Origin of the sequence: Peribacillus sp. FSL P2-0133 (genome assembly GCF_037975445.1) — a bacterium.
In the GTDB taxonomy this organism is placed as follows: domain Bacteria; phylum Bacillota; class Bacilli; order Bacillales; family DSM-1321; genus Peribacillus; species Peribacillus simplex_E.
The window spans coordinates 2,202,158-2,221,416 of record NZ_CP150254.1 but is presented as its reverse complement, the minus strand read 5'-3'; the positions used below and the strand labels follow the sequence as shown (position 1 = coordinate 2,221,416).

The window sequence follows — 19,259 nt, the reverse complement described above, 5'->3', positions numbered from 1 at the left end:
TTATTCCCTCCTTAGGTATGTTCATAAGTAACCATTTATAAGTTTTCTTCATAGGGCATATGGGGCTGTTATCATCTAATCATTCAATGGAATTCATTGTATTCTGGTAAATTAGAGTCTTCACTCTTACAAAATCAGGCTTCACGTTCAATTATCGTAGCAATTCCCTGCCCGCCTCCAATGCAAGCCGTAATTAGAGCAAACCTTCCGGCAGAACGCTTCAATTCATAAACCGCTTTCGTAATGAGGATGGCACCCGTCGCACCTAGTGGATGTCCATGTGCAATGGCTCCCCCGTTCACATTCACTCTTGCGGGATTCATATCAAGCTCCCTATTACAAGCAATGACTTGAGCGGCGAAGGCTTCATTAATTTCAATGATGTCCATTTCATTTAAGGAAAGCCCTGATTTTCCCATTACCTTTCTTATAGCGGGAACAGGTCCTATTCCCATATAATTTGGATCTACCCCTGCAACAGCCTGTGCCCTGATCTTCGCCAAAGGTTTAATCCCCAATTCCACCGCTTTTTCCCTCGACATTATGACCAGGGCCGATGCGGCATCATTCAATCCCGAACTATTGCCCGCAGTCACGGAACCGCCTTCTAAAAACGCAGGTGCTAATTTGGCTAGCCCTTCTTTCGTTATTTGCGGACGTGGATGTTCATCCAATTTAAATTCAATATCGTCGCCTTTTCTGACGGGAATGTGAATAGGCGCAATTTGCTCATTAAAACGGCCCTCTTCCACGGCTCTGGCCATATTTTTTTGGCTTTGTAATGCAAATTCATCTTGTTCTTCCCTGCTGACCTCATATTTTTCCGCTAAGTTTTCAGCCGTGATTCCCATCGGGGGATCGCCAATCTCTTTTGGGGACAACCGGGATTTTCTGAACTGCGGTGGCTTTGCATTGTATGCTTTTTCCGGGCGATCCATCAAGTATGGCGCCCTGCTCATGCTCTCGACCCCACCGGCGATATAGACATCACCTTCGCCTGCCCGGATCGCTTGTGCAGCCAAGTTGACAGCATTTATTCCCGAGCCGCATTGACGGTCGACAGTCAGTCCGGGAAGATGAATCGAGAGGCCTGTTTCCAGCGCCGTTAACCTGGCAATGTTTCCACCTCCGCTTAACACATTCCCCATGATTACATCATCTATCATTAGGGGTTCGACATTCGCTCGTTTTATGGCTTCTTTCATCACTTCTGCTCCAAATGCGTGTGCGGGAACCGATGCAAGTGCACCTCCCTGTTTTCCAATTGCTGTTCGAACTGCAGAAACTATGACGGCATCTCTATTCATTTCCCATCCGCTCCTTTTCCTTTTTTCACACCCAGTTGAGGGCATTCCTTCATTTCACTAGTTTCATTGAATGTAAGCTAGTTGTCCCCTTGCTTATGAGGACTTAAGATCAAAGTTATCCGAACTTTTATTTTTATGTTTCCCTTTTGATTTGGCTGGTTTAACGAATATCGCAAACAGGATGCCAAAAGCCAGGACAAGGATGGCCATGAACAATATCGATAAATTATATCCCAATAATTCATTTCCTCCTGCTAAACTTATGATATAGCCAGTTAATAGAGGTGCAATAATGCCTGCTATATTTCCTGATGATGTTAGGATGCTTGTCATCAATCCCCCCCGCTCTTGCATTTCATTAATCATGATCGTTGGTCCGATCGGTAAAATTGCATATGTAAGGCCCTTTGCTAAACACATGGCGACTATCACCCAGATTGGATTTTGAAATAGCATGATTGAGGAAAAGAACAATGCACCAAGAATCATAGCGCCCGCGACGACAAATACCCTCGATGACCGCCAATTCTGATTCTTCTTGAATAAATGATCAGACACCATCGAAACACCCATATAAATACATACGGAAACGACTCCGATTATCGCAACACTGGTTCCCATTTGACCTGGAGTCATTTTTACGGCTTCCACTAAATAAATCGGGAGCCAAACAGAAAACCAAACAACTAAAATATACGTTGAAAAATATGCAAGCGTAGTAAACAAAGCAGTAGGTGATGCGAGTAGCAGCAAAAAGTCTTTCACTTTAATTTTGTCTAGTTTCACTTTCTTTTTCTTTTGTACGTTTTCATATACTTCAACTGGATTTTCCTTTGTTAAAAATTGAAAGAGGAAGAACCAAACAAGGCTTGCGCCGCCAAGGGCGGCAAAGGCAGCTTTCCAGCCGAATATCGTAATTAAAGAAACGAGGATCGGTGCCACGATCATTGCACCAACGGTTCCTCCGCCAACCACTACCGAATTAGCAAAGCCTTTCAGTTTCGGCGGAAACCACTTATCGGCATGACTGTAAGCGATTGGGCTATAAGGCCCTTCGAATGCGCCCAGTAAAATCCTGTATAGAATCAATAATGGAAGAGCGGTGATGGCTAAAACGCCGAATTGCAAAACAGTCCATGTCAGCATGATGAACCCAAGCACTTTTTTAGCCCCCAGCCGATCAGCCCATGCTGCCCCAAAAATCCCTGTTACTGGGTAGAGCCAATAATAACTGCTTCCAACAAGACCCCACTCCGCATAGCTAAGATTGAATTCTTTCATGATGGGAACAGCTGCGAGACCCACGATCGATTTATCTGCAAAATTGATGACGGCTCCAAAGAATAATAGAATGAGAACAACCCAACGCATATAATTCCCTCCCCTGCTTCATTTTTGTTCACACACTGATCTACCCATCCAACTTAGGTTTCATAAATGAAACCACATTCCCTTCTTTCAATCCTTTTCCAATTCTTCTTTAACTAACAATCTTTTTAATAGTTTACCCACTGTATTCCGCGGAAGTTCTTTTCTCAATTCAAATACTTTTGGTACTTTATAAGGAGTCAATTGGGAATAACAATATCCTTCTATTTCTTCAAGATCCACGGAAGCGCTTTCTTTAGGTACGATGAATGCTTTCACAATTTCGCCTTTTTCTTTATGGGGGATGCCCACCACAGCTGCCTCTTTTATTGCCGGATGTTCATATAGAACACCTTCTACCTCCTGCGGATAAATATTGAATCCGCCGACGATGATCATTTCTTTTTTCCTGCCGACTATATAGAAATATCCTTCAGCATCCATCACCGCAAGATCGCCAGTATATAGCCAGTCATTCTGTAAGGCCTATTTGGTTTCTGCTTCGTTATTCCAATAACCCTTCATGATTTGCGGGCCTTTTATGAGCAACTCCCCGACGCATGTGTTAGGCACTTCATTATTTTCATCGTCAATGATCATACAGTCCGTGCCTGGAAAAGGGATGCCAATGCTTCCGATTTTCCTTATTCCAAATGGCGGATTACGATGAGTGGAAGGAGAAGCTTCCGACAAACCGAAACCCTCTCCGATTTTGGCACCTGTCAGCTCCTCAAATCGCTTGATTACTTCAACCGGCAGGGGCGCCGATCCACAAGAACAACTTTTTAAACAATTCAGTCCATAGTTTTCAATTCCAGAATGATTGACGAAAGCATTATACATCTTTGGAACTCCTGGAAAGAAAGTCGGACGGTACTTTTTTATTTTTGCAAGTACATCTTGAAGTTCGAATTTAGGAAATAAGAGGATGGCAGCTCCAATATAGATACCTAGATTCATCGCACTTGTCATGGCATAAACATGGTAAAGAGGCGTAGCTGCCAAAACGATTTCTTCACCAGGTTTCAGGGAATCCCCATACATTTCAAAACTCTGCACTACATTGGAGGTTAAATTATAGTGAGTAAGCATGACACCCTTCATCTTCCCAGTTGTGCCGCCAGTATATTGGATGACTGCAGTATCTTCATACGGGTTTATCATTTCGGGCTTCTTAATGGCATCTCCGGTTTGAATCATCGTTTGAAGGGAACAGGAGCCATTTTGATCATTTTCCGTATCAATGTAAACATCAAATTCATATATCGCTTTCGTTTCTTCGATTGTATTTGCGGCCGTTTGGTCAAATACAATATTCTTGGTATCCGAGTCTATTAAAATTTGCAAAAGTTCCCGCGGTTTATACATGGGATTAATTTGTACAACTAACAGACCTAGCGCCTGGGCAGCATAATAACTGATTATGAAATAAGGGTGGTTGGCCATCATCAAACCAATCCGTTCACCTTTAACAAAGCCCATTTCTCTCCATTTACCTGCAAGTTTGTCTACCTGCATTTTTAGATTCTTATAATCCATTGACTCGTCTTCATAAATGATGGCTGTATGGTGTGGATACTTACTTGCTGTTATATCAAGCAGCGAATAGACCGATATTTCCGGCAGCTTCATAGATTTCATTCTTTCAACATACCATTGCTCCCATGGTTTATTTATTGTTTTTCGCACCATTATCCCTCCGCACATAAACGAATTTCTTATCGTGCATGTTTGATTTATACTTATAGTTATTATGCAACTTGCATGCCAAGTCCCATTTTTGTGTAAAATCGCTTAGTATTAAGACCAGTCAATTCATTAATGAATTTTATTCAGTTATAATGCCTATCTTTAGAGGATTCATCGAAATGCCAATAATTCATTTTTGAATTTTTGATTGGTTTTCTAGCGATTGTGAAACTAGGCTTTTACCATATTATAGATTATACCTACTCACAAATCGTGATTTTGATTTTATCCATGGGTTTTATAAAATTTGAATAGCCCATCCAGCAACGGATGGGCCTATTACAACATTTATTGAAAATTGGCTTACTAGTGAAGTATATAAAAATCTATTGCTCTACTCCATTCCTGGATTTTTAGCTTTTGCGCATTGGTAGACTGATTTTTCCGCTGTGTCCAAGAATCATCCAAGCGACATAACTGGTTCAATCGATCGAACCATCCTGTAAAGACCTAATATCCCGTTCTTTCACTTTTTAGTATCTCTCTTAGTATTTGTTTGATGAAAAGTTCATAAAAACTATGTGTCGAATGAGAAAAGCGGCTGCCGCAGCAACCCCTTGATCAACGAAAGCCTCTTTATTTTAAGAAAATCGGCTCAAATCCTCTGGATATAGAGTGTTTTTTATGTGAATAATAAGATAATCATCACTTATGACCTTTACCAAGATTATCTGTTTTTCAATTTTACCAATTGAGAGAGTGATTGTTTTTCTGTTATGATTTACTTGTAAAGTCATAATATAACCTTGTTAATCATAACCTACTTAACATTATTTGGTTATGTGTTACATAATATTTGAAATTTGTCGGGATGAGTGATAATGAAATGAAAAATCAAAAAACACCTCAAACACCTGATTCTAATGTTAAAAGACTAGATCAGTCTGACCTTTCTCTAGCTGTTGGTTCATTTTTATCTAATTTAGATGTAAATGGAGAGTCACGATTGCCACAACGTGCTTATCTAGCTGTTCGACATGCGATTCGCCACCTTCAATTGCCCCCTGGACAGACTGTGCTAGAGAGGGAAATGGCAGAAATCCTGGGCATGAGCAGGACCCCTGTACGTGAATCACTTGTCCGTTTGGAAACGGAAGGCTGGGTACGCCTCATACCGCGTCGTGGTTTTATTGTTGCACCACTTGTAGCAGATGATCTTCAACAGATTTATGAAGTGGTGGAAGCGCTTGATGGTGTTGCAGGCAGACTCGCTACCGGTCGTGCTACCCACCAAGAGTTAAACCAACTTGAGCATCTGATTGAAGAACAAGAAAAGGCACTAGAACTAAACGATCTACTTGCATGGACAGAACTCGATGATCAATTTCATAATTATATTGTTGATTTAGCTCAAAACCCACGCCTCAGAGGGATTGTTGACAGTCAGTCTGACCAACTCTATCGCGCACGCTTATACACAATTGGGCTTCGACCAAAGCCAACACGATCAGTGACTGAACATAAGGCGATTTTAGCAGTCATGCGAGCAGGCGAGCCTGAAGCTGTACGAACTATGTTGCAGTCTCATCGCTATAGAGCGCGCAACGAAATTCTAGATGCTCTTCAATCTATGCCTCCATTACCGGAAGAAACGGGAAATAACGAGACTTTTCCCTGATGTAAGAATCTATCATTATTAATAAAGTAAGGCTGTAGAGATTTCACAGAAATCAACTACAGCCTTTTTTTGTTAGACAGTCGTACTTAATATTGATAAATCAGTTTTGATATGATGTTTATTATCATAAACTAACCCATTATTGAATTAGCACCCATTAATTTTCGGTATAGTATTTTCTATTTTACAAAGTTACAAAGCTTACCAATCTGCTCTACTTCAACAACTACCATATCTCCCGACTTCATTGGGCAACTTCCAGAAGGCGAACCAGTAGCCAAAACATCACCCGGCTCTAGTGTCATAACCTGTGAAACCCAACTGATAAGGAAAGGAATTGAAAGTGACATCTGATTAGTATTACCCTCTTGTACAACTTTGCCGTTTAATGTTGTAACGATTCGTAAATTAGTTGGATCTATTCCTTTTACAATACACGGACCCAACGGGCCAAAGGTATCAAAACCTTTACCGCGCGTAAATTGGGGATCAGTTTTTGTAAGATCTCTTGCAGTCACATCATTAAATATAGTACAGCCAAAAACATAATCCAATGCTTCTTCTTCTTTTATATTTTTGCCGCGTTTACCAATAACGAGTGCCACTTCCCCCTCCATCTCCACCTGCTTGGTTAAATCACTAGAGGGAAGAATGATTTCCCCCTGATCTGGAATCACCGAAGATGTAGGTTTTAAAAACAAGAACGGTTCTTTCAGATTTGCCTTCCCCCCAGTCTCTTTTGCGTGTTCAACATATGTCCATCCAAAATTAACGACTTTTGAGGGTACTACTGGCTCCAAAATCTTCACATCACTATATTTAACTCTTGATCCATCATATTTTAGTTCATTGTTTACATCTTCAACAAAATCACTAGACAATTGTAGAATTTCCCCATCTTCAACAATTCCGTAATATACTTTTCCGTTATGTTGCTGATAGCGAACTATCGTTTGTGTTTTTTGTAGTACCTGCATGACCACACCAACTCCATAACTTACTTGATGAATCTTACTTGCTTACTGATTAACTCATATTGTTCTTCCTTCTTTTTATTGAACTCCACCTTATTTTCTTCAAAGATGTTATTTCCTTCTGTATCAATGGAAACAATAAGAGGACCGAACTCATTCACTTCACATACCCAAAGAGATTCTGGCATTCCAAGGTCTTTCCAGTGTACTTCTCTAATTTGTTCAACCTTTGTTGCTGCATATACAGCATTTCCGGCTGGATAGACGAGATGCAGTGCTTTATGATTCTTGCATCCTTCTTCAGTGTTCTTCCCCATTCCACCTTTTCCAACAATAAGTTTAACACCTGTTTCTTCGATAAATTCCTTTTCGAATTTTTCCATTCTCATACTCGTTGTGGGACCAATAGAAACAATTTCGTACTGTTCCTTTCCAAGGTCTCTAACAATGGGACCTGCGTGAAATATGGCTTTGCCCTTAAGGTCTACAGGTAAAGGGATTTTCTCTTCTATAAGTCTCCTGTGGGCAACATCTCTGCAAGTAACCAGTGTACCTGATAGGTAGATAATGTCTCCAATTCTTATGTCCTTAAGATCCTCATCATTTATAGGTGTGGTTAATACTTTTTTACTCATAGTGTTACCCCCTCGTGAGTACTAATTTCATAGTTCAAATTACTGTCAAAGGTGATCTTTCCTCTTCTATGGGACCAGCACCCTGTATTAACTGCAACTCCAATAGTAGAAGGATGTCTTGCCGTATTCACAACATTTACACCCATGACAGATTTAGATCCCTTAAGTCCCTGAGGTCCAAGGCCAATAGCGTTAATTCCATCTTCAAGAAGCTTTTCCATCTTAGCAGCATTTTCATTTTCATTACGACTTCCAACAGGTCTCATAAGTGCTTTTTTAGAGTTCATAGCTGCTGTTTCTACAGAAGTACCGACGCCTACACCAACAAGAAGTGGAGGACAGGCATTAATTCCATAACTAGTCATCCGATCGAGTACAAACTTTACCACACCTTCATAGCCTTCACCCGGCATTAGAACCGTCGCCACTCCAGGAAGGGTACAACCTCCTCCTGCCATATAAGTATAGATTTCCACTTTATCACTGTCTTCTGCAATTTCCCAGAAGATGCTTGGTGAACCGTCACCGATGTTCTTTCCTGTATTGTACTCATCAAATGTTTCTACAGAATTGTGTCGTAATGGAGTTTCTTGAGTTGACTTATACACACTATCCCTCAGAATACTATCTAACTGTCCAATCAGGGGGAAGTTCTGTCCGCACTTAACAAAAAACTGGAGAACACCTGTATCCTGACATGAAGGTCTCTTTAACTCATAAGCCAGCTTTTGATTATCAAACATGGTTTTGTAAATGATTTTTGCAAGCTTATTATCTTCTTCTTCACTTAGTTCTTTCAGTTTATTTTCCACATCATCAGGAAGTTTGTAGCTGACAAGGGAGACAAACCTTGCCATCAAATCAGTCATCTTTTCTTTTTGCTGTAACTTTTCCATAATAACACTCATAATAACTCTCCTTTTTTTATCTTTAATATTTTGTGTAGAAAGAGAAGAAAATTGGTAAATTGATAACTGTCTTTAAAGCTCTAATGAAAGAATTTTCTGACATCAACACTCCGGCTATATCAATTGCTAGGCTAAGAGAGTGAACTCACAAATAACAGGATCGTGTTTAAGCTTTGCTAAATCCTTTAGCATCCACCATATGCCCATTTTCGATATACCCACAACCTTAAAGGGAAAAATCGCTTTCAAAAGAAAATTTCACGCCTGATGCTTGAGCCAAATGAGTCAGTACATGAACCATATTGTTTATCTCCTTTCAAATTTCTTCATCAGGGATAGATGCAAAACAGGTTCTCCCTTCATTGCTAGCTCTCCTACCACTATCCACATCTCTTGCATGTGAATCAGCGTAATGTAAATAGCTTATGAGCTAATTATTAAATAACGTATACATTAAAGTCAATGGTTTTATTTCATATTATTAAAATTAATTTCTGAATAAAAACGAAACTTTCCCTATAAATAATGTATATTCCTATATTTTTTATAAATTCAACATTAAAAAAGGTTGAATATTCTAAAAATTAAGTTGACATTAACGTATACATTAACATACAATCAGATTTAGAAATACAAGGAATGATTTTATTGGATGCGCTTTCAACTAAAATTCCCATTTGTAATCATTCTTAAGCTGGAGACCTGGATTTTAGAAAAAAGCCCTGTCACTCAAAAATTAAAGAAATGGAGGTGTACGTAAAGAAAAGATAACGTTTAGTAACATTGCCTACCAATGTATTCTCCTACATCTCACGATTTGTTTTTTCGTATTAAATTAAGGGATGAACATTTTTGTATACGCTTCCATTGCTAACAAGTTATTTTCATCGAGTAAATGAAAAAGAACCTAAAACCTCCTTAAAAGTTGGCCCTCTGATAAGGTTCTGGATAAAAGATAAATATATTCATAGCTTAATAGCGTAGTAACTATTTAAAATTACAAATAACTTAAGTTCATACTTTATACGGGAGCTGGTTTGTATGTTAACATTCCTAGCATTATTAATGATCATTGTATTCATTGTACTTCTCTCAAAAAATAAATTATCTGTTTTCGGGGCATTAACAATTATTCCATTTGTTTTTGGAGCAATTGCAACCTTTGTAACGGGTGCTTCCTTTTTGGATCTCTTTGAATGGATTAAAGAAGGTATTTTATTTAGTGTAGATGAAGAAACAGGAAAGGTTTCTACTGGGGTTATTTCACCTGCTATTGTTATCTTATTTGCTGTGTTGTATTTTGGTTTAATGCTTAATGTCGGTTTGTTTGACCCTTTATGCGAATTCTTTATTAAAAAAGCTAAAGGGGACCCATTGAAAGTTACAATGGCAACAGTTTTAACTGCGACAGTAGTCACTATGAATGGTGATACTACTACAACTATTATTATTTGTGTTGCTGCTTTCCTTCAACTTTATAAACAAATGAATATTAAGCTAATTTATTTAGCAGTAATTATTGTTACCCCTATTGGAATTTTTAATCAATTACCATGGGGAGGCCCAACAATTGCTGCAAGCACAGCAATGGGTGTAAGTATTAGCGAACTGTTTGCAGATTTATTGCCCGGAATGCTAGTTGCTGAAGTATTTGCAATTTTTATGGCTTATTTTATCGGAATAAAAGAAAGAAAACGCTTAAACTTTGATCCTAAGACTGCTAAAGATATTTCTCCAGAGCAATTGGAAAGTATGTTAAACGCTATTCGTCTAAAAGATCCTGAATTAAAGAGACCTAAGCTATATGCTTTTAATTTGATTTTAACGCTTGCTATTTTAGTTATGCTTGTGATGGATGTTGCACATGGCGGTGTTTTATTTGGTATAGGTGCAGCAATTGCCCTTACGGTAAACTATAAGTCAACAAGTCTTATTAATGAACGAATTGATGACTTAGCAGCAGATGCTTTAGCACCAGCTTTGGCAACTTTGGCTGCCGGGGTTTTCTCTGGCGTTTTAACAGGTAGTGGGATGTCAACAGCTTTAGCAACATCTATTACAGCTATGATCCCAGAATCATTAGGCTCAAATATGGCACCAATCTACGCGTTAATTGCAGCACCTGCAATTACATTTTTACCGCAAGATGCTTTCTACTTTGGGATTGCCGGCGTTATGTCAGATGTTATGGGTCAATATGGAATTTCTGCTAGCGAAGCAGCTGTAGCTTCCATGGTGGGACAGGCATTCCGTCTAATTTCACCAGTTATTCCAGCTCTATATATGTTAGTTGATTCTACGGAGACAAACTTTATAGACTTTCAAAAAAAGTATGTAATTTATGCTTGGCCCATTCTACTTATATACCTAGTTGTTTATACATTAACCGGGGCATTGCCGATTTAGGAAAAAGTCCTTATAAGAGCTTGAGCGAAACAAATATCTTCCATTTTCATCACAACACAAATAGAAGAGTTGACCAATTGTTTTTGGATCCGCCTCTTCTCGAGCACTCATAACGTGTGAAAACAATCGTGGTATAAGCTACTAACGCATTATAACTGTGTGATTGGAATTCCTTTTAGCATTATTATTTTGTACGCAGAATGTAGTTACACAAGGATAAAAGGTGCATTCTATCAAACTCTTGTCGCTGCTAAGGGCATGTAAAAGATGTAAAATGATTACACAAATTAGTCAGGACTAATTTGTGTAATCATTTATTTTTTATCCAAGCAAAATAAGTATAAAAAAGTGCAAAATATCTCTAAAAGTTATAGGTTGTTAGGGCTAATTACTCTGTTTTTCATCTATTCCTTTATCAAATAAACGGTAATAATCCTTCTAGTTCCGCTTATGATACGTAAAATAGTTATTTTACGCATAAACAAAACTTTCTGTGTTTCTTTTTTTTTTAAAAAGCATGAACCTAGTAGGTTACCGGGTTCATGCCATACGCTACCTAATTAACAATAAAGGTTTAATTTTTTTGTTAACTTTAGACTTTTAAATAATTCAAAGTTCAGTGCTCACCAAATATTGATTAGGGCTTTTCATTGATTGATTTCGTTATTGGACGTTCGTTAAGTATTTTCCATATACATAACCTGTTTCCTTACCGTACTGAATTTTGTACCAAGAACTGCTATTAGTAATGACGGTAACGATTTGGTTTTTCTTCAAAGAGCCAAGAACTTTCCCTGATGTGGATGGTTTGGAACGGACATTTAACTTTGTAGCATTGACCCTACCAGTCATATTTTTCGCTGCCGGTTTGTTTAATGTGTAGGAAGTCGTCGTTGTACGTTTGTTCTTACTTAGATCTATCGCTGTAATGTTAAACGTATATTTTCCGTTCGATACCTTTGATACATCCCATGATGCACTTTGGACACCGGCATTTTTATTAGTATTATTGGTCAGTGTCGCCACGGTTTTGCCTTTTGCATCTTTTACTTGAACGGTTACCTTCGCCTTTTCGTTAATCTCATACTTCAAATCAACTTTATTCGTTTTTGAATCATATGAGGTTTTTATATTCTTAATGGAAGGTGCCGTTGTATCGGGTTTTATTAATGTAAATGTAACCGTTGCTGAGCTTTTATTTTGATTACTGTCGATCGTTGCAATTTCAAATGAGTACTTACCGTTCGAAACCTTCGATACATTCCACGATGTCCATTGGATACCGGCATTTTTCTCTGTATTATTGATCGGAGTAGCTAGGATTTTACCTTTTGCGTCTTTTACTTGAACAGTAACCTTTGATTTTTCATTGGTCTCATACTTCAGAAAAACCTTATTCGTTTTTGAGTGATATGAGGTATTTGTATTATTAATAACTGGAGCTGTTGTGTCAGGCTTTGTTAATGAAAATGGAACAGATGCTGAACTTGAATTTCTACTACTATCAATCGTTCTAACTTCAAAGGTGTATGAACCGTTGCTTACCCTTGAAGCATCCCAAACGGCTAATTGCGATCCTGATGGCTTTTCGTCCCCTTTAACAAGAGAAGCGACTACATCCTCTTTTTCATCCTTAACTTCTACTGTCACATTCGCTTTTTCATTCGTATTAAAGGTTAATTTTACTTGGTTTGTTTTAGTATCGTAATACGTTTTTATATCATTAATGGTTGGTGCTGTTTCATCTTTAGGTGCCGGTTCCGGAACTGGTGTTGGGATTGGCGTTGGAATGATAGGTGCCGGTTCCGGCTTTACAGGTTCTACTTCCTCAGGTTCTGGCTTATAAGCTTGTTTTAAGCTTGTCCCTTCATAATAGAATGCAAGAATCTCGCGAAACGTATATCCCTGTTCGCCAGCTTTTTTCGCGCCATACTGGCTTAGTCCGACACCATGGCCGAAGCCTTTACCTGAAACGTTAATCGTATCCTTTGCAGTATCCACTTTGTCTATTAAAAAGCTTTTCATGAAGCTCTGACCTATAATGTCTCTAATTTTCGAAGCCGCTACATCTTCTAATATTACACTGTGTTGTAGCGCCTTCCCCTTTTCTTTCACCATAAATTCAATCTTAATACTTCCTTTACTCACCCTGCCGCCACTTGTTGGTGCTTGAAGGGTGAGTAAAGGGACAGCGATAATTTTAATGTCTTTGCCTGTATAGCCATTTGACTGCAGCCATGCTCTTATATTAGAAATTTCTTGTGTTTGTTCGGATTCCTTCGTATTAGCCCACCATGTATCTGCTTTTGTCAGATCTAAGTTTGTAAGGTCTATTTGATGCTTTTTTACACTAAAGCTCCATGCAGTTTGCGGATCATATGGATCGTTTTTGACCATTAAATATGGTCGCTCTGTGCCGCCCCAAACATTTTTGTTGGACTCCGTTTTTCCTCCATTGCTAGAGTAAAAAAGAGCATCTGAACCTATATGTTGTTTATCACCATAACCAATGACCTGACCATCTGTTGCTTTAACAGCTTTTGTTGAATTTTCGTGCCAAGCATAGCCACCGTATACCTGGAAACTCACTGTGTCATCGGGCATTCTGTTGATGTAGCTCATTGCATAGGTTCTTGCCGCAACAGCCTGTGCCTTTAAGGCTTCCTGATTCCATAAAGCCGGCATTTCAGCTGGAACAACCCCTTTTAAATAATCTTCAAGACCAATCGAGTTATACGGACGGATGAATTTCCCATCTTCCATAATAAAACGGAAACTACCTAAGTATGTACGGCCATTAATCGAAAGTGGACCGTTCCCTGTTTCAGGTTTCACTTCAATCTCAGAAGCTTTGCCTATTTCTTTTGAATCTGTCAGAACAACAATGTCAGTACCTCTGACCCTCAACGTATACTTCTTGTTCGATTCTAGTTTTACATTTGCTAGATTCGTAGTGTACGTGACTTCCGGTTCGACGGTAATCTCAGATTTGTTACCAAGGTAGCCTTTTAATTTAACCTTAATGATCGGGTCGGTTGCCGCCTTAACAGACATTTCTGGAAGTAAAGATAGCATGAGAACAAGTGTAACAAACATCCATATTCCATTCTGTACCTTTTTCATTGAATAACCTCCTCTGACTTTAGAGAAATACCTAAATAATAGTATACCATCCATAATTAGACACGGGGTGGTATTTTACTATTGTAGGGGTCTCACATAATTATCATCACCAGCACAACCAGTAAAAGATGGAAATGGGGTTTTTTGATGCACACTTACATATTATAGATCCGAGGTTTCCTTTTGATAGCTTGATAACTTGTAGTTTGAGATGTAAGATATGCTTTTGAATGGTGATCGGCTAAGATGTTCATAGCTGCACTAAGTAATGGTTTTGATAGTTTTTTTCCTTGATATTCAGGAGCAATGCCCTTTAAGGACATAAAAAGACCCTAATTTCCTGCTTAGCGTAAGGAAATTAGGGTCTTTTCTCTCCAAAAATGTCTTAGCGTACGATTTCCGCGTTTTGCCGTCAGTACCCCTAATTAGGCAAGAGAAGAAGGAAGGACACAGTTCGGAATAGTAGATTTCCATGTTTAAAACAAGTGAAGGACTCCATAAAAACAGTGAAAAAGTCCAATTTTTTCAAAACAACAATATAACCTCAAAAAAAAAGAGCATTTAGAATTGCTTCTAAGGCTCGTTTCATGAAAAAGTCCAGCTCTTCAGCAAGAATTGCGAAAACTGAAGAGCCGGACTTATCATAAGGTAAATTATTTCACTTCTACCCAGCTTTTTTTAATAGCTAGAACAACAGCTTGTGTACGGTCGTTTACATTCATTTTTTGAAGAATGTTACTCACATGGTTTTTTACTGTTTTTTCACTGATGTATAAAGTTTCGCCGATGGCACGGTTGCTTTTTCCGTCTGCTAAAAGTTGAAGAACTTCACACTCGCGTCGAGTCAATAGGTGACGCGGTCTTCTGATCTCTACAGCATGCACTGAATCACGATCAGCCCCCTCTTCAGCAGCTAAACGGCGATATTCTTTGACTAGATTATGGGTTACCTTTGGATGAAGGTATGAGCCACCTTCTACAACTACACGAACAGCATCAATTAACTCATCTGCATCCATTTCTTTCAAGAGATAACCTTGTGCTCCTGTTTTCAATGCATGCTGTACATAGTTTTCATCATCATGAATCGATAAAATGATGACTTTCGTTTCAGGGTAACGGTTTACAAGCATTTTAGTCGCTTCGACACCGTTCATATTCGGCATGTTGATATCCATGATAACAACATCTGGTTTGTGTGTTTTAACAAGATCCATAGCCTCGCTTCCGTCATCGCCTTCGGCAACAACATCAAAGGAGGATTCAAAATCTAATATACGCTTAACGCCTTCACGGAAAAGCTGATGGTCATCGATAATGGTGATACTAGTCTTCAACGGTTTCTTCCTCCTAATTTATTTAAAAGACTATTCTTATTCTCTAAAATTTGTAAATGATAGGGAACTTTAATAATCACCAAAGTGCCTGCCCCTGGTTGTGAATCAATCTTCATTTCGCTTTCAAGTTTATTCTAATAAAAACATAGATTTAATTTATATTATGAACTACATAATAATACGTAAATATACACATCAATTAAAATTTTTCATAAAAATAAACTTATGCATCGGTCCTTATACTGCATGAAATCAGATCTAGCGTAAATACGCATTGAATAAAACTAATGAGAATTCACCTCTGAACTTCATATAAAAGGAAAATATAATGATTTTGAAGTGTTCCTGACAAATGCGTAGGAACCATCTTTCACCATATCAACGGATGACCAGGGCATCTTTCTTTTCGACTGAGTATCGTCACGGTTTTCTCTATTCCTTTTTACTAAGTGAGGGTTTACCGTTACTGAACTGCACCCCAATTGTTAGATACCATCTAACAATTGGAGGTGCTATTTTTTATCGTAGGAATATCAAACCTGTTGTTCGTGGGAGGAGAGGAAAATCATTCCTGCTCATTCCACAAATGTTTACATTTTAATCCATGACAAGAGATGGTTTTGCCCTTTGTAGTGGTGAAACTGTAATCCTTCAATATGAAGTAAACCATTCATTAGTAAAATTCAAGAACGAGTAAGTCACTTAGTTCAATAATTTAAATTAGTACGTTAAAAATCGATAAACCAAAGATCTTGTAAGATTTCTCATTTTTTACAAAAAATATCTTTACTTAATATTCCTAATATAATCATCCGTTTCATTATTAGAATTTATCTGATTCTTATTTCCTCGATTTTTCATATAGTAGAAGAGATAGCATAAAATAATAAAAGGTACTCCACAATACAGAGCAATTCTTTGGCTCGTATCAAAAGCAAGACCTATACAAGAAGCAAGACACAAAACACAAGCAGCAATGGGTACAAAAGGATAAAGTGGTGTACGGAATTTTAAATTTTTAATATCTCCACCCATTTTCAAAAAATGTTTACGGAACATATATTGTGATAAAACAATCCCTATCCAAACTACTACTACTGCAAATCCTGATATAGCCACAAGTACTACATAAACTGTATCAGGTGCAAATACACTAGATAATAGAGATAAACAAGCTACTGCCATACTTACAGCTAAAGCATTCAATGGTACTCCATTTGACGTTACCTTTCCTAAAAATGAACTTATCATTTTTTCATTTGAAAGTGACCATAACATACGAGTAGATGCATATAGACCAGAGTTTGCTACTGAGAGTAAAGCTGTAATAATAACAAAGTTCATAATATCAGCTGCATAAGGAATTCCGATGTTGTCAAAAACCATCACAAATGGACTTTCAATGACTCCTGCTTCTTTCCAAGAGATTAACCCAGATAACACAAAAATTGCACCAACAAAGAAAAACATTGTTCGCCAAATTACATTTCTAATAGATCTAGGAACGTCTTTTTCTGGATTTTCACTTTCTCCAGCAGCAATGCCAATAAGTTCTGTTCCTGAAAAGGCAAAATTAACGGAAATCATAGCCATAAAAACTGGAAGCAGGCCATTTGGGAAAAGCCCTCCATCTCCAGTGAAATTAGAAAGCATGGGGGCAGAGGCTCTATCATCCATTGGAATAAATCCAAGCATTGCAGATCCTCCAAGCACAATAAATAAGATAATAGTAATTATTTTTATACCTGAAAACCAAAATTCGGTTTCTGCAAATATTTTTACTGAAAAGGAATTAAGTAAAAAAATTAGAATCGCAAAGACGGCGCTCCACATCCAAACAGAAGTGTGAGGAAACCACCTCTGCATTAATAGTCCAGAGGCAGTAAATTCGGAACCTACCGTTACCACCCAAGTAAGCCAGTACATTAAACCAATAGTAAATCCAGTGGCAGGACCGATATATTTGGTAGCGTAAGTTTGGAATGAACCTGTTACTGGCATAGCAACAGTTAGTTCCCCCAGGCATAACATGACAAGGTACATGATTAACCCGCCTACTAAGTAAGCGAGAATCGTACCTCCTGGTCCAGCTTGGCTAATTGTATATCCACTGCTCAGAAAAAGACCCGTTCCAATTACACCACCTAGCGAAATCATGAACAAATGCCTACTTTTCATTGAACGTTTCAACTGGTTTTCATTGGTATTATTTGTGTTTGGCATCTAGTCTCCTCCTCGTTATTTACTCTCTGTAAGTACTTATTTTAATAGATAGCAATATACAAAGTTTATATTTTTACAGAAAAATCAGAATCTTTAACATAAAGACTGACCTGCACAGGTCAGTCCTTACGTTATCATATTGTTTTATTATTAACTTTAAAACAAACAACTTTTGGTTCAGTCATTTCTTGAAGCGCAAACTTAATTCCTTCACGACCTAAACCAGAACCTTTTACACCTCCGAAAGGCATCGCATCAATGCGATAATCTGAACTATCATTTACCATAACTCCACCTACATCAAGTTTACGTATGGCTCTTAATGCCTTGTCTAAATCACGAGTGAATATACCTGCTTGCAATCCGAAATCTACACTATTGGATTGGGAAATTGCTGTATCAAGATCAGGAACATTATAAATGGTAACAACTGGGCCAAAAACCTCTTCAGTTGCCAATTTACAATCTTCTGGTACATTAACTAAAACAGTAGGTTGATAAAAAGATCCTTCACGTTTTCCACCACAAAGCAACTTTGCACCTTTCTCAACAGCTTCATTTACCCAACTTTCAACACGTTTTGCTTCTATTTCGGAAATCATTGGTCCCATATCTGTTTCTTCTAATAATTTATCACCTACTCGATATTGTTGAGTACGATCAATAAATTTACCAATAAAGTCATGATAAATACCTTCTTGAACATATATTCTCTGTACCCCTAAGCAATTTTGTCCAGCTGCCCAAAAGGCTCCAGAAACAGTTGATTTCACAGCTTCTTCTAAATCAGCATCTTTCAATACAATAACTGGTGAGTTTGATCCAAGCTCCATGCATATCTTTTTCAAGCCTGCTTTTTGAATAATTGCTTTGCCAGTGGCAAGTCCTCCTGTAAAAGAAATCATTCGTATAGCTGAATGAGTAATTAGACTATCGCCCATGTCACTTGGATAACCGGTAATGACGGATAAAACTTTCGGTGGCAAACCGGCTTTTTCAAAAGCTTCTGCCAATAAGAGAGCACTTAATGGTGTTACAGTTGCTGGTTTTACAATAATAGCGTTCCCAGCAGCAATAGCAGGACCCACTTTATGTGCAACAAGATTTAAGGGATCGTTAAAAGGTGTTATAGCTACAATAATTCCAATAGGAAAACGATAATAGTAACCTATGCGATCTTCGCTTCCTGGCATTTGATCAAATGAAATGGTTTCTCCATTAATTCTCCTTGCTTCTTCAGCACTTATACGAAGTGTTTCAATACAACGTAGTACTTCTTTTCTTGCTTCTTTAATTGTTTTACTTCCCTCACGAGCAATGGTAGTTGCATATCTTTCCTTATTTTCAAAGATCCAGTCCGCAGCACGATGAAGAATAGCAATTCTTTCATGTGTTGACATATCTGCTGCTATTTTTACTCCTTTTTTTGCTTCTTCAATAGTATAAATGACGTCTCTTTCATTAGCAGCAGGAACTGTTGTGATTAAACTATGATCCTGTGGATCCAAGACTTCAATGCTTTTATCACGAGATACCCATTCCCCAGCAAGAAACATCTTATTTTTATTTATTAAATTGTCAGTAAACATCATACAAAATCACCTCATGATA

General features: G+C 38.1%; 13 protein-coding genes. 2 read left to right on the top strand and 11 right to left on the bottom strand.

All coding sequences use genetic code 11. The features are described from left to right. Nucleotides 1-134 precede the first annotated feature (134 nt). The 4 genes from MKY17_RS10665 to MKY17_RS10650 all read right to left on the bottom strand — a co-directional run bounded on the left by MKY17_RS10665 (nucleotide 135) and on the right by MKY17_RS10650 (nucleotide 4,364). On the bottom strand, nucleotides 135-1,307 hold the full coding sequence (locus MKY17_RS10665; protein WP_098373181.1) for a thiolase family protein: 1,173 nt from the start codon (nucleotides 1,305-1,307) through the stop codon (nucleotides 135-137). A gap of 93 nt (nucleotides 1,308-1,400) precedes the next feature. Beyond that, on the bottom strand, nucleotides 1,401-2,678 hold the full coding sequence (locus tag MKY17_RS10660; RefSeq protein WP_098373182.1) for an MFS transporter: 1,278 nt from the start codon (nucleotides 2,676-2,678) through the stop codon (nucleotides 1,401-1,403). An 87-nt stretch (nucleotides 2,679-2,765) separates the two neighbouring features. Further along, nucleotides 2,766-3,119, bottom strand: coding sequence for a hypothetical protein (locus MKY17_RS10655; protein WP_339202364.1), 354 nt, complete (start codon nucleotides 3,117-3,119; stop codon nucleotides 2,766-2,768). A 42-nt stretch (nucleotides 3,120-3,161) separates the two neighbouring features. After that, nucleotides 3,162-4,364, bottom strand: a complete 1,203-nt coding sequence (locus MKY17_RS10650) for an AMP-binding protein (protein ID WP_339201867.1) — start codon at nucleotides 4,362-4,364, stop codon at nucleotides 3,162-3,164. A gap of 886 nt (nucleotides 4,365-5,250) precedes the next feature. Between MKY17_RS10650 and MKY17_RS10645 the strand changes: the two genes are divergently transcribed. Continuing rightward, on the top strand, nucleotides 5,251-6,042 hold the full coding sequence (locus MKY17_RS10645; RefSeq protein ID WP_098373184.1) for a GntR family transcriptional regulator: 792 nt from the start codon (nucleotides 5,251-5,253) through the stop codon (nucleotides 6,040-6,042). 179 nt (nucleotides 6,043-6,221) lie between these two features. Here MKY17_RS10645 and MKY17_RS10640 read toward each other — a convergent pair whose 3' ends face one another. Genes MKY17_RS10640 through ttdA form a run of 3 tightly spaced genes read right to left on the bottom strand, consistent with a single transcriptional unit; the run spans nucleotide 6,222 to nucleotide 8,559 of the window. Continuing rightward, complete coding sequence (locus tag MKY17_RS10640) at nucleotides 6,222-7,019, bottom strand: fumarylacetoacetate hydrolase family protein (RefSeq protein WP_098373185.1); 798 nt, start codon at nucleotides 7,017-7,019, stop codon at nucleotides 6,222-6,224. Nucleotides 7,020-7,039: 20 nt separating this feature from the next. After that, nucleotides 7,040-7,651, bottom strand: coding sequence for a L(+)-tartrate dehydratase subunit beta (gene ttdB, locus MKY17_RS10635; RefSeq protein ID WP_098373186.1), 612 nt, complete (start codon nucleotides 7,649-7,651; stop codon nucleotides 7,040-7,042). After that, nucleotides 7,648-8,559: a L(+)-tartrate dehydratase subunit alpha gene (gene ttdA / locus MKY17_RS10630; protein WP_260398044.1), complete on the bottom strand. Its 912-nt coding sequence runs from the start codon at nucleotides 8,557-8,559 to the stop codon at nucleotides 7,648-7,650. The genes ttdB and ttdA overlap by 4 nt, the downstream gene beginning before the upstream one ends. A gap of 1,041 nt (nucleotides 8,560-9,600) precedes the next feature. On the opposite strand from ttdA, the gene MKY17_RS10625 reads away from it, so the two are divergent. After that, on the top strand, nucleotides 9,601-10,965 hold the full coding sequence (locus MKY17_RS10625) for a citrate:proton symporter (RefSeq protein ID WP_063235454.1): 1,365 nt from the start codon (nucleotides 9,601-9,603) through the stop codon (nucleotides 10,963-10,965). A gap of 663 nt (nucleotides 10,966-11,628) precedes the next feature. On the opposite strand, the gene MKY17_RS10620 is transcribed toward MKY17_RS10625, so the two are convergent. The 4 genes from MKY17_RS10620 to MKY17_RS10605 all read right to left on the bottom strand — a co-directional run bounded on the left by MKY17_RS10620 (nucleotide 11,629) and on the right by MKY17_RS10605 (nucleotide 19,237). Next, nucleotides 11,629-14,088 (bottom strand): SpoIID/LytB domain-containing protein, encoded by a 2,460-nt coding sequence (locus MKY17_RS10620; protein WP_179891171.1) that lies wholly within the window; start codon nucleotides 14,086-14,088, stop codon nucleotides 11,629-11,631. Nucleotides 14,089-14,741: 653 nt separating this feature from the next. Next, nucleotides 14,742-15,425 carry a response regulator transcription factor gene (locus MKY17_RS10615; protein ID WP_098373188.1) on the bottom strand — a complete coding sequence of 228 codons (684 nt, stop codon included), beginning with the start codon at nucleotides 15,423-15,425 and terminating at the stop codon, nucleotides 14,742-14,744. Nucleotides 15,426-16,211: 786 nt separating this feature from the next. Beyond that, on the bottom strand, nucleotides 16,212-17,648 hold the full coding sequence (locus MKY17_RS10610) for an amino acid permease (protein WP_098373189.1): 1,437 nt from the start codon (nucleotides 17,646-17,648) through the stop codon (nucleotides 16,212-16,214). 134 nt (nucleotides 17,649-17,782) lie between these two features. After that, a complete protein-coding gene (locus tag MKY17_RS10605; protein ID WP_098373204.1) occupies nucleotides 17,783-19,237 on the bottom strand; it encodes an aldehyde dehydrogenase family protein in 1,455 nt (484 codons plus the stop codon). Nucleotides 19,238-19,259: the final 22 nt, after the last annotated feature.

Bases quoted from the DNA above. Each gene is read 5' to 3' on its own strand.
- MKY17_RS10620 (WP_179891171.1), bottom strand. From the start codon at position 14,088: ATGAAAAAGGTACAGAATGGAATATGGATGTTTGTTACACTTGTTCTC.
- ttdA (WP_260398044.1), bottom strand. From the start codon at position 8,559: ATGAGTGTTATTATGGAAAAGTTACAGCAAAAAGAAAAGATGACTGAT.
- MKY17_RS10640 (WP_098373185.1), bottom strand. From the start codon at position 7,019: ATGCAGGTACTACAAAAAACACAAACGATAGTTCGCTATCAGCAACAT.
- MKY17_RS10655 (WP_339202364.1), bottom strand. From the start codon at position 3,119: ATGGATGCTGAAGGATATTTCTATATAGTCGGCAGGAAAAAAGAAATG.
- MKY17_RS10605 (WP_098373204.1), bottom strand. From the start codon at position 19,237: ATGTTTACTGACAATTTAATAAATAAAAATAAGATGTTTCTTGCTGGG.
- MKY17_RS10665 (WP_098373181.1), bottom strand. From the start codon at position 1,307: ATGAATAGAGATGCCGTCATAGTTTCTGCAGTTCGAACAGCAATTGGA.
- ttdB (WP_098373186.1), bottom strand. From the start codon at position 7,651: ATGAGTAAAAAAGTATTAACCACACCTATAAATGATGAGGATCTTAAG.
- MKY17_RS10645 (WP_098373184.1), top strand. From the start codon at position 5,251: ATGAAAAATCAAAAAACACCTCAAACACCTGATTCTAATGTTAAAAGA.
- MKY17_RS10625 (WP_063235454.1), top strand. From the start codon at position 9,601: ATGTTAACATTCCTAGCATTATTAATGATCATTGTATTCATTGTACTT.
- MKY17_RS10610 (WP_098373189.1), bottom strand. From the start codon at position 17,648: ATGCCAAACACAAATAATACCAATGAAAACCAGTTGAAACGTTCAATG.
- MKY17_RS10660 (WP_098373182.1), bottom strand. From the start codon at position 2,678: ATGCGTTGGGTTGTTCTCATTCTATTATTCTTTGGAGCCGTCATCAAT.